Origin of the sequence: Mesorhizobium sp. B2-8-9, assembly GCF_006439475.1 — a bacterium.
GTDB lineage: Bacteria > Pseudomonadota > Alphaproteobacteria > Rhizobiales > Rhizobiaceae > Mesorhizobium.
In genome coordinates this window covers 123,784-137,088 of the sequence record NZ_VFTQ01000012.1, presented here as the reverse complement: position 1 = coordinate 137,088, position 13,305 = coordinate 123,784, and the positions used below count along the sequence as shown (strand labels likewise).

7 protein-coding genes are annotated in these 13,305 nt (G+C 59.4%); 6 read left to right on the top strand and 1 reads right to left on the bottom strand.

Annotated elements, in window-relative coordinates:
• Positions 1-151 precede the first annotated feature (151 nt).
• The 3 genes from FJ423_RS16485 to FJ423_RS16475 all read left to right on the top strand — a co-directional run bounded on the left by FJ423_RS16485 (position 152) and on the right by FJ423_RS16475 (position 3,219).
• Positions 152-1,324, top strand: a complete 1,173-nt coding sequence (locus tag FJ423_RS16485) for a (p)ppGpp synthetase (RefSeq protein ID WP_140843100.1) — start codon at positions 152-154, stop codon at positions 1,322-1,324.
• Positions 1,325-2,293: 969 nt separating this feature from the next.
• The gene (locus FJ423_RS16480) at positions 2,294-2,782 is read left to right on the top strand and encodes a hypothetical protein (RefSeq protein WP_140843098.1); all 489 of its coding nucleotides are present in this window, start codon (positions 2,294-2,296) and stop codon (positions 2,780-2,782) included.
• A complete protein-coding gene (locus FJ423_RS16475) occupies positions 2,779-3,219 on the top strand; it encodes a hypothetical protein (RefSeq protein WP_140843096.1) in 441 nt (146 codons plus the stop codon). The genes FJ423_RS16480 and FJ423_RS16475 overlap by 4 nt, the downstream gene beginning before the upstream one ends.
• A gap of 167 nt (positions 3,220-3,386) precedes the next feature.
• On the opposite strand, the gene FJ423_RS16470 is transcribed toward FJ423_RS16475, so the two are convergent.
• Positions 3,387-6,779, bottom strand: a complete 3,393-nt coding sequence (locus FJ423_RS16470; protein ID WP_140843094.1) for a TM0106 family RecB-like putative nuclease — start codon at positions 6,777-6,779, stop codon at positions 3,387-3,389.
• A gap of 321 nt (positions 6,780-7,100) precedes the next feature.
• Between FJ423_RS16470 and FJ423_RS16465 the strand changes: the two genes are divergently transcribed.
• From FJ423_RS16465 to FJ423_RS16455, 3 genes are all read left to right on the top strand, one after another.
• Complete coding sequence (locus tag FJ423_RS16465; protein ID WP_140843092.1) at positions 7,101-8,162, top strand: hypothetical protein; 1,062 nt, start codon at positions 7,101-7,103, stop codon at positions 8,160-8,162.
• A 291-nt stretch (positions 8,163-8,453) separates the two neighbouring features.
• The gene (locus tag FJ423_RS16460; protein ID WP_140843090.1) at positions 8,454-9,683 is read left to right on the top strand and encodes an alpha/beta fold hydrolase; all 1,230 of its coding nucleotides are present in this window, start codon (positions 8,454-8,456) and stop codon (positions 9,681-9,683) included.
• A 153-nt stretch (positions 9,684-9,836) separates the two neighbouring features.
• Positions 9,837-12,713, top strand: a complete 2,877-nt coding sequence (locus FJ423_RS16455; protein ID WP_181174812.1) for a protein kinase family protein — start codon at positions 9,837-9,839, stop codon at positions 12,711-12,713.
• The last annotated feature ends 592 nt before the right edge of the window (positions 12,714-13,305 follow it).

Genomic DNA, 13,305 nt, shown 5'->3' with positions numbered 1-13,305 from the left:
CGGTCCGCTATGATCTAGGAAACGTGGGGGAGTCTTGCAACGGCATGGAACGGGTCGAGCCTAGTGTTGGCGAAGATCCCGCGTTGATTTAGTGTCAGCCGCGGGGCCATCACGACTCTATATGGTCGTTCTGGGAAGTTTGGGGGATCCAATGGCGTCGCTGGACTACGAGATTGAGAAGGCGGCTTTTCATGAGTTCTATGACTCGTCGTGGGACGCGATGGAGGCGGCCGCCAGCGCCTTTCATACCTTGATACGATCCCTGCTCGCCACCGACGCGGTGATCGCCGGCGCCAAGGTCGAACGCCGGATCAAGGACCGTGACGAATGCCTGAGCAAGTTCCGCTTGAAATATCTAACCGCGCTTGAGAGTTCTGAAACGCCCTACGCCATCCGCGACCACGTCTCAGACCTTATCGGCCTGCGTGTGATCTGCTTCTACGAGGACGACGTCGAGCGCGTGAAGGCGCTAGTTGAGGAAGAGTTTGAGGTACTCGGCGTTACCGACAAGACAGCCCAGATGGAGGAGACCGCCGACGCCTTCGGCTACAAGGGCCTGCATCTCGACTTGCGCCTTAGTGAGGGGCGAAGAACTCTCAAGGAATATGCGGGATACGCGCAGTATCCGTTCGAGCTACAGATCCGGACCGTGGTGCAGGACTCTTGGAGCGTTCTGGACCACAAGATCAAGTACAAGAAGTCGATTCCGAATGGACTAAAGCGGCGTATCAACACGCTCGCAGCCCTGTTCGAACTCGCGGATCGCGAATTTCGCGCCATTCGCGACGAAACGGCCAAGGAGATCGCACGCGCCGATACGCCTTATGCGGAAATTGAGGAGGAATCAGCGAGTCCGCGAATCGAAATCGAAACCACCGCGGCGGCGCCACCACGCAACTATGCCCCGTTGAACGCCTTCAGCCTGCTGCGCATCGCGAAGCACTTCTTTCCCGGGGTCGATTTCGAGGCGCACAAAGTCGACGGCTTCACGCAACAGGTCATCAAGCTGAAGCCCGATATCAGTCGCGGCGAGTTCAACTTCTATTTGCGCGAGACCATCGGCGAGGTCCGCCGTTACAAAGCCGACTTCGAGGAACGACCAGATGGTGGGACGCTCAATCCCTTCACTGTCATGCGGCACTGCCTCTACGCAGGGGACAAAGACTTTTTCGCTTCGCTCCTTAGCGATAGGGCGAAGGATAACTTCGATAGGTGGCGCGCCATGAACAGAGCCGACAGGGAAACCAGCTTACGCGGACGCGAAATCGCGGCAACTGGGGGACCGAAGGGGCGGCGGCTGAAAGGCGCTACAAGGGCCACCTAAGCGTGCTCATGAAGTGATCGTGTATCTGCTCAGATTCGCTGACCGCAGCTGTTGGCCGTGGGACGACATTCGAAACCTTAAGTGCATTGGAACCAACGGCCGGCTCGGGAAACCTAAAGCGACCATCTAGAACCTACAGGAGGGGAATAGCCGACCGACGGGTATATGGGCTGAAACGGTCACTGACCTTGGGTCGTCCTGCATTGGGTTGCCGCCACACGGTCGCGCTTGCGTACGGCAACAGCTGCGCTTGTCATCTCAGGCCTTGGAAAGTCACGACAGCTGTGTTGGTTGTGCTCGGGTTGTGCGCGGCGGCGGCTAGGAGCGGACCCGTTTCGCTGCCACAAGGACCATCGCTGTTGCCGGTTAGACAAGCTGGTGTGCGACGACACCCCGGCTGTGAAGACACAAGGAAGGTCGCGGGTCCGGAGACGCTTCAGGCGGACGCCTCTGACCTGTAGGCCGCCCGGCTGGCATTCAACGATCTTTCTTTCGCGCCTCACGCAGTCGGAACGCGGCGCATTCGAGATCGTCGCCAGTAAACTCATCAGGGAATTTCTCGACGGCTGCCTCAATCGTCCAATCAAGCAGGTTGAGCTTGTGAAGGCGTTTGAAGCCGCTCTGGATGTCGCCGCTTCAAACGAGCTTCGATATGGCGGGGATAGTGCCTAGCTGTTGACGCATCCCTATGAAGACAGTTGGGATGTATCGTTTCTCGCGCCCTTTTTGGATCGTTTCGTCAATGAACGCTTCGAGTGCCAGGCTTGCTTTGCGCATACCGCATTCCCATGCTTTCTGGTAAGCATATATGACCAAATGCAAGTCGATCAAAGTGATTTGGAAATGGGCATATTACAAGCCGGGCCACTTTATTTTGCTGGGCCGCGCCTTGGATGCTACCTCAGGTCCCTCGCAGTCACTGTGGTGGGCAAGAAAGGCCTGCTGGTCAGGGGCTAAAGGGAGGACCGCATGAGCGACATCGCGAAGATCCTGGCACTGATCGAGAACTGCAATGATCCCGACAAGCTGAGATCGTGGATCAGGAACGCCCGGGACAAGGGTGAGCCGGGCGTCGCCGACGCCGCATTCCGCAAGCTGGTTTCGGTCCTGCCCAAGGAGAAGCCGGGGACCGTGGAGCATGATTTCTGGCAGACGATACATGCCTTCGAGCATGTCCTGTCCGAGGAGCGGGGAAAGACGACCCGGCTCGCGCGCACAAGGCAGAAAGTCGCACGGGCGGGAGTGGTCCAGACGCTTCACGACTGGGCCATGAGCGCCAAGAGCACCGACGGCTTTGACATGCTGCTGGAGCGGAACATGCCGGAGCTGACCGGCGAGGCGATCGTCCTGCGGCACGCGCCGCACTTTGGCGCAGAGGTCGTCGCGGCAGCCAGGCGCAGGCTTGAGGCGGCGGATATCGATATCGCCACGCTTCCTGGCGCCACGCCTGCCGAATGACGGTCCGCAAGAAGGGCGACCGTTTGAAGCTGCCGCCGATCGTGGCGGGCGAGTGGCGCGGCGAGATCGTAGCCCCGGCCAGCGTCAACTTCGGCCAGGTGGTCCAGCCAGGCCCACCCCGCCAGTCGGTCGAGTTCACCTATATCATTCTCCCCGCCACCCTCATCATGCCGGACGCGGCGTTCCGTTGGCCCGGCATTGTCATGGTCATGGCGCCCACGCCCTTGAAGACGGATTTCCCTGACGCGGGCACGCTCTTCCCGGCCGATCGCCTGCCGTCGCTGAGCCTCTCCCTCCAAGTCACCAGGGCCCAGTTTTCGGACATGCTGCCACGCATCGAAGCGCGGCGGTTCAAGGACTTTTATTTCACCGTGGAGGAGGCAAGCGAGGGTTCCTGGCCTGTGCGCAGCTGGGGCATGGGAACCATGACGACCTAGCGCGCCGGCTCCGCCCCCATTGCATCCGTCTCGGCGATGGCCGGGTGCGGCAGCAGCGTCCCGGCCATGATCGCCATCCCGGCGGCCGACGTGTGCGGTGTCGAACACCTGAGCACTCTTTCTCATCGCCGGCTTTCAACGGCCGTGGCTGCGCCCCTGCGGACCGGCTATGGATCGACCACATCGGCCATTTCCAGGTAGCGGCAGAAGCCGTTGGCGAGCTGCATCTGGCGCGGCGTCCGGCATTCCGGCTCGAACACGTCCGGATTGGCCACGAGGATGCACAGTGCCTTGGCGCGGGAGGTGGCCACGTTGAGGCGGTTCGCGCTGTAGAGGAACTCCATGCCACGCGGGGCGTCGGCATGACTGGAGGTCGTGATGGAATAGATCACGATGGGCGCCTCCTGCCCCTGGAACTTGTCAACCGTCCCTACCCGCGCGCCGGGGAGGCGCGCCTGGATTTCAAAGACCTGCGCGTTGTAGGGCGCGATGACCAGGATGTCGTTCAGCGTGAGCGACGCCTCGTTGCCCTCGCGGTCGCGCCAACGTGCACCTGAAGCAAGGATCCCCAGCACAATATCGCGGATACGGTCGGCTTCCTCCGGGCTGGAGTTCTGGTTGCCGCTGTGCTGCACCGCGACATAGCGTAGGCCGCTCCCGCCAAGCGGGCCGTCCATCAGGATGGACTGGTTCTCGAGACCGGGACGGGGAAGGAGTCGGCTTTCGTAGAACAGCTCGGAGGTGAAACGGCAGATGTCGGGGTGGAGGCGCCAGGTCTGGTCGAGGAACAGGCCCTCGTCCTCGGCGATGGTCTGCCGTCCGCCGAGAAGGTGGTCGAGGGCCGAGACCTCCGTGCCCTCGGGATGTGAGCCCTGCATCGGCTGCTCAAGCTGCTGCGGATCGCCAAGCAGGACAAGGCTGGCTGCGGCCGGCGATATGGCAAGCACATTGGCGAGCGACATCTGCGCGGCCTCATCCACGAACAGCACGTCGACGAGGCCAGCCGCATCGGGCCGGGCCCACAGGAACCCCGTGCCGCCGAGGACGTGGTAGCCGCTTGCAAAGGCACCGAGGGCCTCGGGGTTCTTCGTGGTGAAGTTGAGGTGCGGGACATTGTCTTCGGGATCCGTGACCTTGTGCAGGCACTGCAGGTCGAAGTCTTCCTTCGCTGCTTCCTCGGCGGCCTTCGCGAGCAGGTTGCGAATGACCTTGTGGCTGTTGGCGGTCACCCCGACGCGAAGGCCGGCCCTGACCAGCGCAAGGATCGCGTAGGCGCCGGTATGGGTCTTGCCCGCGCCAGGCGGTCCCTGGATGGCGAGCACGCCCTGCAAGGCCGGGACGAGGCGGCAGGCCGCATCGACCGGGCTCTCGCCCGGCTGGCGCAGCGCCGCACCGCCGGCATCGGGCGGCCGCTGCAGCAGCAAGTCGCGCGCCGCCTTGTAGGCACCGGGACCGCCGATGCCATTATCGGCCACGTACTCGCCGATCTGCACCAGGGACTCGGCCAGGACAGCCGTGTCGATGTAGGTATGGTCGAAGACAGCTTCGGGGTGAAGACCGGCAGTGTCGCCCCGCTTCTTGATGTCGATGAAGCGATGTTCCAGGTCGACGCCCTCGACCTTGCCGAACCGCTCGCCACCGACGCTGCGCAAATCCTCCCCGCCGCGAAACTCCGCGTCCTGCGGGGGAAATCGATAGCGGTGGATAGGGGCCTTGGCGGTTCCGCCCACGGTATCCACGAATTCGAGGCCGGCGATGCCTGCACGCTCGTCCTCCAGCTCGTCCGCCGACAGCGCCGCCAGCCGGAAATATTCCCACCAGGTCGCCTTCTCTTCCCGGCGATGCCAGTCGAGCACGTTCGCCAGCACGTAGAGCGCCTGCTGCTCGGCGCTACGCTCCGCGGGGTCCACCGGAATGCCATCCGTCAACTTGGCCACGACTGCATCGATCCTCGCCTGCCAAGCTGTAACATCCGGCGGAGCCTCCTCTCCAGGCGGAGCCGGCCTGGGAATCTCCACGCCTGAGGCGACCGCGTCAGTCCGCAGGCCTTCCAGCCAGTCCCGAAGCCGCGCCGTCGAGACGCAGTCATCTTGGTTGTAGTCCGTAACGACGGCCCGATCGTCCGCCTTGATGCCACCTGCGTCCCCGAGCTCTACGCGGGCCTGGACCTTGCTCAAAGCATAGTTGGCATCGGCCAGCGACACCGCGCGTTCGAATTCGTAAAGCGGCTCCAGCCTCTTGATGGAATAGCTCTCGACGCTGGCGCGGATGGCGTGGCGGACCACCGCGTAGAGATCGACCAGGACCTGCCCGCGCAGCAGCGTGTCGATCTCTTCCTCGCGCGTGGCGTAGCGCCCCATCAGGCGTTTGAGCGCGCCCACCTCATAGGCCGCGTAATGATAAATGTGCATGCCGGGATGGTGCGCTCGCCGCTCGATCACGAAATCGACGAAGCGCTCAAAGGCTGCCTTTTCATCGGCCGGTGTGAGACACCAGTCGGCGACGTAGGTGAGCGCGCCCCCTGCGTCCTTGAAGGCATAGCCGAAAAGATATTCGAGGCCGCCTTCGCCGACGAAGGGGTCGCCTTCGAGATCGAAGAAAATGTCGCCGTCGGCCGGCACCGGCAGGCGGCTCAGGCCAAAGCCCGGTTCTATCGGCAGCGCTTCATGGAGCACCTGCCCGGCCGCGCGCCCCGCGACCTGGACCCGGGCCTGCTCCCGGATCCGATTGTAGGACGAGGCGGCGCCGCGCTCCGGCTTCCACGGCAGCGGCAGGGGGAGCTCGGCCAGCGCGGTCATGGTGGCGACGTCGTGGCCGGCGAGCTCGCCGCGCTGCACGGCCGTGATCCCGGCCACAAGGGAGAGGTGGTCGTCCTGGTGGCGCTGTTCGTCGCATCGGCCGCGCCAGCGGCAGATATCGCAATGAGCGACCGGCTCCGGATAGGTGCCGCCGTTTCCGTCCAAGGACGCGGTGAAGCGTTGCCGGACATTGCGGTAGTAGGCGGCATAGTCGCTGACCCGAAAGGCCTCCGGCGCAAAGCCGGTAAGGGGCGCGACAACGTAGGCGTATTCTGGCACGAGGCCCTGCACCTGCCCGACGAGGTCGTAATAGACGCAGAGCTGCAGCACCGTCCCGCCCTTGGTTTCGCGGGCGAGCTTGGTGTCGATGACTTCATAGGACCAGGCGCCAAGATCGCTTGGAGTCTCGACTCGCCGGAGGATGTCGGCCCGGCCCGTGAAGGGTGGCGCGTGTAGAGCGGCCTGCACAATGATCTGCGCGCCGGCGCGCATCGCCTCGATCGTGGCGGCCACTGAGCGGTCATCGATGCCCTTGCCGTCGATGACCGCTACCGTAAAGCCGGACGTCCGCAGATGATCGGCATAGGCAGCCTCGTGCGCGGCACCGCGTAGCTGCAGGATCTCGAGCAACGGGTCCCAGATCTTCGGCTTCGCAAGTGCGCCGTCCGCCACCTGGAGGTCAAGCGCCGTCAGGTGGCCGCAGTTCAAGTGGCCGACCAAGTCGGAGGCGCTCAACTGCAATTCGGAGCCGATTCTCAGCATAGGCAAGTCTACGCAGGTTGGTGAGAGCCCGGCAATTCGGCCGATAGCGCGCCTTCATCCCGAACGGTGTTTTTTGCCGTCTTTCCGCTACCACTAGCGAACGTCACGGCATCAGTCGGCGCGATATTGTAGGCCCTCGCATCGTTGCGCTACCTATTTCACGTCCCGGCAAGGCGATAGATCCTGACATCAGTTGCGACCACGGCATCAACCTGGCCAAACGTCCGCACGCAAGATGAATTCCTATGACCTTCCTCTATTCAGCCTCGAGCCATCGGCCGTATCATCGGCACAGGCAAATAGCCGGTAGGGAGGGGAACAATGCCGCAGGGATTGCGCGAATGTTTTGCATACTACGGGGCCATCCCGGCCAACCCGAGATGGAGTTGGTCCGCACGCACTCCAGATGGAAGTGCTGTCGTAGTCACCCTCTGGGAGGATCGTCTTTTTCGCCAGGGCGATCAACTCATCTATGATGATGTTGCAATCGACACGAAAGTCTGGAGTCCGAGACTGGGAAACAAAGAGCGGTTGGAGAACCTCCAGTGGGCACGCGATCACAACAGTGGCCGCTTCCGGGTCATCATCAGGATTGCCAAAGATCTCAAGCAGCAACCCCGAAATGCGCGGCCAGAGAACTATGTCCAGCCCAATCTTTGGATGACGCTGACCTACCTAGACGAGGCGACTGGAGAATTTCGGGCGGCGGGCCCCGTTTCGGACTGGGATTCGACTGAACTGGAAGTACCTAACACTATCCAGGTCGGACATAAGGCCCAGCGACTTCCAGCAGCCGTTTTGAGGCGTGTTGAGCCGCGGATGATCGAGGAGGCTATCGACTCGTTCATGGCAGGTATGGCGCACAGTTTTGGACAACCGACAGACTATGATCTTCTCCTGCCGTCAGGCGAAAGACTCCCCCCGAAAGCAATCTTCGGTATCGCGTTGGCGACGGTCATCGGCAGACCTGCCAGGCCGTCAGATTTCACGGCCGGCTGGGGGGAGCCCTGTTTCGACATCATCGAACGTGCTGGCTATCCCATTGTCCCGAAGGAAGAAGAACTGCATCCGTCACATTATGATGACGAGCGTGCGGCGACCGAAGGCTCGCAGAAACTCGTTGGACACCTTCAAAAGGAGCGCGCCAGGGGCCTTGCACCGATGAAGAAGCAATGGTTCGTCAAGCAGCACGGCTACCTATTCTGCGAGCGCTGCGAGGTCATTCCGTCTCAAAGTCTTGGACTGTTCGGCGATGCCTGCATCGAAGTGCATCACAGGACCGTTGCTGTAGGTAAGATGAGTGGTCCAACGCGGACGAGGCTTGCCGATTTGCAGTGCCTCTGTGCGAACTGTCACCGCATCGTCCATCGCGAAATGCTTTGACCGTCATAAGCGCTAGGATTACCACGGCCCACGACAGGACGAACTCCTGGCCTCGCCATTCAGACGGCCTTTTCCAGGCAGGCTTTTCGACCTCGCGTTCACAATTACCGCGAGGTCGTGTCGGTGATGAAATCAGGCAGGGTCTGGGGAAGAATGTGGAAGATATGACATACAATCCGTTCCCTAAGCGCCGCCTTTAGTACCGCAACTGGCGCTGCCTCGCCCGCCCTCGCGGTTGCAATCTCGCTCAACTCGGTTAGATTCACGCGAGCAGGAAGGGAGTAACCTGTATTGAGGGGTGATTGGATCTCTAGGGGCAACGGGGCTGCTACCGTCGTCTTCATTCACGGGATCCTCTCGAGTAGCGAGTCATGCTGGACTCATGGGTCAGGCGCCTACTGGCCGCAAATACTTGCTTCAGAGCCCACTCTCGCAGGGATCGGAGTTTACGTCTTCTCTTATAAGACCGGCTTCTCGTCCGGAAACTATCGGCTTGGCGACATTGTTGACGCTCTCGATGAGCACATGAGATTGGACAAGGTCGTCGGACCGAGCCAAAAGCTCATTTTTGTTTGTCATAGCATGGGCGGGATCGTCGCGCGTAAGTTCATCGTAAGGGAAAGCGCATCTCTGATTGATCGCGGAATTGAGATTTCGCTGTTCTTGATCGCATCGCCGTCCCTCGGATCCGACTATGCCAACTGGCTTTCGCCAATCGCTAAGTTCGTTGGGCATGCGCAGGCAGATGCATTGCGATTTGGACAAGGCAACGCATGGCTAATGGACCTAGACCGCGAATTCCTAGATTTGAAAGAGTCCGGGAGGTTGCACCTCGCCGGCAAGGAGTTGATTGAGGATCGCTCGATCGTACTCTCCGGTCTCTTGCGAAAGCAAATCGTCGAGCCGATGGCCGGTGCGAGATACTTCGGACGGCCGTATAAAGTCCCAAACTCCGATCACTTCTCAATCCCCAAAGTTGCGGACGCGGACACTGTGCAGCACCGACTTCTGCGCGAGTTTGTCTTGAATGCCGCCGGAAGGCTTCCAATCGCCCAAGCGTTGTGGAACGCCCTCGAGCACCGAATCGACGCCTGCAATCGTGCGGGTGTCCCGATTCGGATGGTTTTGCGACTGCATGTACTGTTCGAGGTCGCCCCTTCTCTAATTGAGCGCTGTTTTGACTCAGCTGTCGGGCCTGAAAAGTCGAACCGAATCCGCCGTTGGATAAACGATGCAGTCGTGGCATTGGTCGAAAAAGAGGCCGGGCACGCATCTTTCGTGGCCTCGGTGGCAAATGATCCAACGGTCCTAAACGCTACTGAAATTGCTCACGGCGAAACGGCACGCGAGGTCACCGCACGCCATTTTCTTATTGCGATTCTCAATGATCAGTCTTCAGGGGCAGTCGCCGAAATCAGACGCACGTTGGGGGCGTCTCAATTCAAAGCTCTCCAAGAGTCGGCAATTCACTTCGGGCCGGATGAGGAAACAGAACAGAGCGAAGTGCCGGAGATCAACTGATCAATAGGCGGTGCCGCGTCAATGCCGAGTTTGATTCAGTCACTAGCCGGACTATTCCGCAAGTCGGAAGATCGTCGAGACAGGAGCACAAGTCGGCACATCGAGCTGCCTAACGGCCTGTCGTTTAGAGTAGATGAGGTGAAGGAAGGCGGAATGGCCATTGTGCAAATAGGCACTATGGTTGATTCCGAAGGTCATCCGATCGGCCACGGTCGGGTTGCGCTGAAATCTTTCGCAGAGCGCTTCTTTTTCGATCTGCAGATAAGCACGGCTTTGCGGCAAGAAATAGCGATTTGGACGAGGCTTGCTGAGGTCCCTTTCGTTTTCCCTGTAATGTCGATCATTGAAATCGACCAGAAGCCTGCAATTATGATGCCGGAGGCTACTCGTCTGCCAGACGGAAGTAGCTCTTTGGAAGACCGCATCCGAATAGCGCGGGCAGGGCTCTCTCCAAAGGACTGCCTTTTGGCGGCCCTGTCGACTGCGCTTGCGCTTGTCGGTTGCAGTCAGGTCATTCCAAACATTGTCCACGGGGACATAAAGCCAGCTAACCTGTTGCTGCTAGGCGAGATCTTCTACCTTGCTGATTTTGGGCTTTCCGCAATTGACAATCAAGCCGGTCCCGCTGGTACTCCCTCGTACATGGCGCCGGAACTCTGGGCCGGTTCGCCGCGCTCGACCAAGTCAGACTTGTATGCGTTCGGCGCCACGGTTTTCGCTGCGCTCAATGGAAAACCGCCATTCTCGTTGCAAACTACTGATCCGAACGCATGGCTTAGTTTACATGGTCAGGATGCTCCCCATTTTTCGGCGCTCGGTCCGCTTGGATCCCTGGCATCTGAACTCGAGACTGTCGCCCTAGGGTGCATTTCGCGAAAAGCAGAGGATCGTCCTACCGACTTTGGAGAGGTCTTCGCGCGACTCTTGGCGCTTGGCTTGACTTTCGAACCGGCCGCAACCACCCACCTAATGGATGTAGCGTCTGGACTAAGGAAGTTTGCGGTTGAGAGCAAGCTTGAGCTGCTGGAACTCAGGATTCCCCCTCTACTTGAACAAGGTCACCACAGAGCTGCCTTGGAACTACTCCAGTCGATCAGCGAGTCGGAACTGAGCAAAGATCTGCTGCTAATTGCGGGGACCACTTACTCATTGAACGAAGATGACGAGCACGCGATCTCTCTGTTCGAGCAGTACTTGGCAACTGATCCAGCCAGCCCGGATCGCATTCGCTGCCTTAGCGAGTACGGCCTTTCTTTGCGCCGGTTGGGTCGTCTGGCGGAGGCCCGCGATATCTTCGAAAAGCTGCTGACTGAAGCTGACGGCGACCAAACCGGATTGATCAGGGGGAACCTAGCCGGCACGCTAATCGATCTAGGTGAAGTAGAACGCGCGGAAGGCGAACTTCATTGGTTGACCCTGAATCGACCTGAAAATGCGATTGCCAACGCGATGATGGCGGAGGTCAAGCGGCGGTTGGGCAAGACCGACGAGGCCGAAACAGCCATTCTCAGGGCAATCCGGCTAAAACCGAACTCGGGTCAATATCGCGCAATCCTAGGCGAGATCCTTCTCGTCGATCGTAAGGATCCGGATGCGGCCATCGAAGCGCTCGACCGGGCGTTTGAGTTGGGCTTTCAGTCCATTGAACTGCTTGTGAATCTCACAGCCGCGAACATGGTGTTGGGAAACCAAGGGCATGTTGGAGTATTGCTTGCTAAGCTTGGTGAAGCGCCAAAGGAGCTAGCAGATAGTTCCACAAAGAAAATATTGGGTATCGTTCGCAGCATTTTGGGAATCGCTGTCAGCGATCCCAGCGAAACTCCAGAGAAGGAACCGGAGGATGGGAGTGCCAAATCTGAGTCTGAGTCGTCAAACACTCGGGAAGCGGAGACCGTTTCAACGCTTCGCGAAACTCGTTCTGTAGAGCAACATCGCAAAAAGTTGGCGGAGGGGCTAACGTCCCAAATTCAAGCGCGAATTTCGATGGTTGAAGGTGCATATACGGTCGATTTCTATTCGCGCCCCGAAAGAGAAGAGTTCGTGGTTGAATTTTGCGATGGCTACCGACATCTAGTCAGAAAATTTGAAGGACAGTTCCCTACGTTTATCGCGAGAAAGGGTGGCTATCGGTTCGCAAATTGCGAGAGATGCGGGTTCTCTATTCTAACCGCCCGCGACGAGTTCGAAACAATCTCATGCCAGGTCTGCGAGCACCGAGGCAAGGTCGTGACGTTTCGATCGCCGATCTTAGATCGACTTCTTGCCGGTTGCCTGGAGGGGGTCGGACTGACCGTCTCCGAGACAGCCACCGAGCCATATACCACGTTTTTAGGCCTTTGGTTTTCTGACGGGGTCGATCCCGGTGTTTCCTCGTACCTTAGTGAAGCTGGCTGTAAGCAATTGGGAAGCAAGACCGCCGCCTACGAGGTCTTTCGCCAGAAGCATCAGGAGCGGACAACTCTTGAACTGGGGAGTCCTACCCAAGTGTGGGCATGTCTGATGCCGTCTGATGAACCAAACCCCGGGAAGGATACCCCTCTTTTCGTAGAGAAGATTCTGCGCGATTTGCGTCGAGAACACGGTAACTTTCGCTCAATGACGATAACTGTCCCTGAAGGGAATTGGCAAGATATCTTTCTAGGAACAATGGATGACTTACTAGAAAGGCTTAAATCGCAGAGCCAGACTGCCCACGATCCCCAGCTTGAGCTTGCTTTAATTCAAGCTGCAATCCAGGCGGGCCAAATCGACGCTGCTAAGCGACGCTTAGCTGGGCTGGAAATTCTGGATCCGAACGGCGTTGAAACTTTGACTGCTCAGGCTGCAGTTGCGAACCACTTAGGTGATCACCGACTAGCTGCGAAAAGAGCTGAAGAAGCGCTGAGACTTGCTCCGCGACACGTGGAAGCTCGCGTGCTGGCGATTGAGGCGTACTCACGGCTAAGCGATACAGAGCTGGCGAGAAAGCACCGCGATATCCTCATCTCTCACGGACACCTTAAAGCCGGGGGCAATACTAACGCTAGCTAGAGCGTAGCCCGGTTGCTTTATCGGGATTTTCGGATCAGCATTGAGATGATTTCAAGCCGGCTGCCGGGATGGAGGCCAGCAGACATGTCGAAACCTCTGTCGATTGACCGCAAGCCCTGTTCCGGCGGCTCCTTTCGCGCGTGGAAGCAGCGGACATTCAGCCATCATCGAGCGGCTTCGGGTGTCCGGGGTACTCAAGAAGAATTCGGTCCATCGAAGCCACTCTCGCCGCGTTTAGTGTCACTTCCAAAGCGCCTGCCATGGATAGCGGTCCCGAAAGACGATAGCATTCGGATAGGGCGGCAGGTGGTGAGATCGCGCACTGACGTTTGCGTCATCGCATTTCGTCATGACTCCCGGGCGCCTGCCAGACCCCAACTGCGCCGGTGAGGTCCTGCCACGCGTTGACCGCTTCTGGAGAGTCGGGAGCGCCGCTGAACGACCACATTGCAGCGCAAAGCTGCCGCTCGCGTTCTGGCAACGCGCGTCGACTTTGAGTTAGACGTTCCATTCCCACCGATCCTTGCAGCAGTGAGTCAGGTCCATCACGGCCACCAATGAGCCGTTGCATTCTATTAGCGTAAGCGGTGTT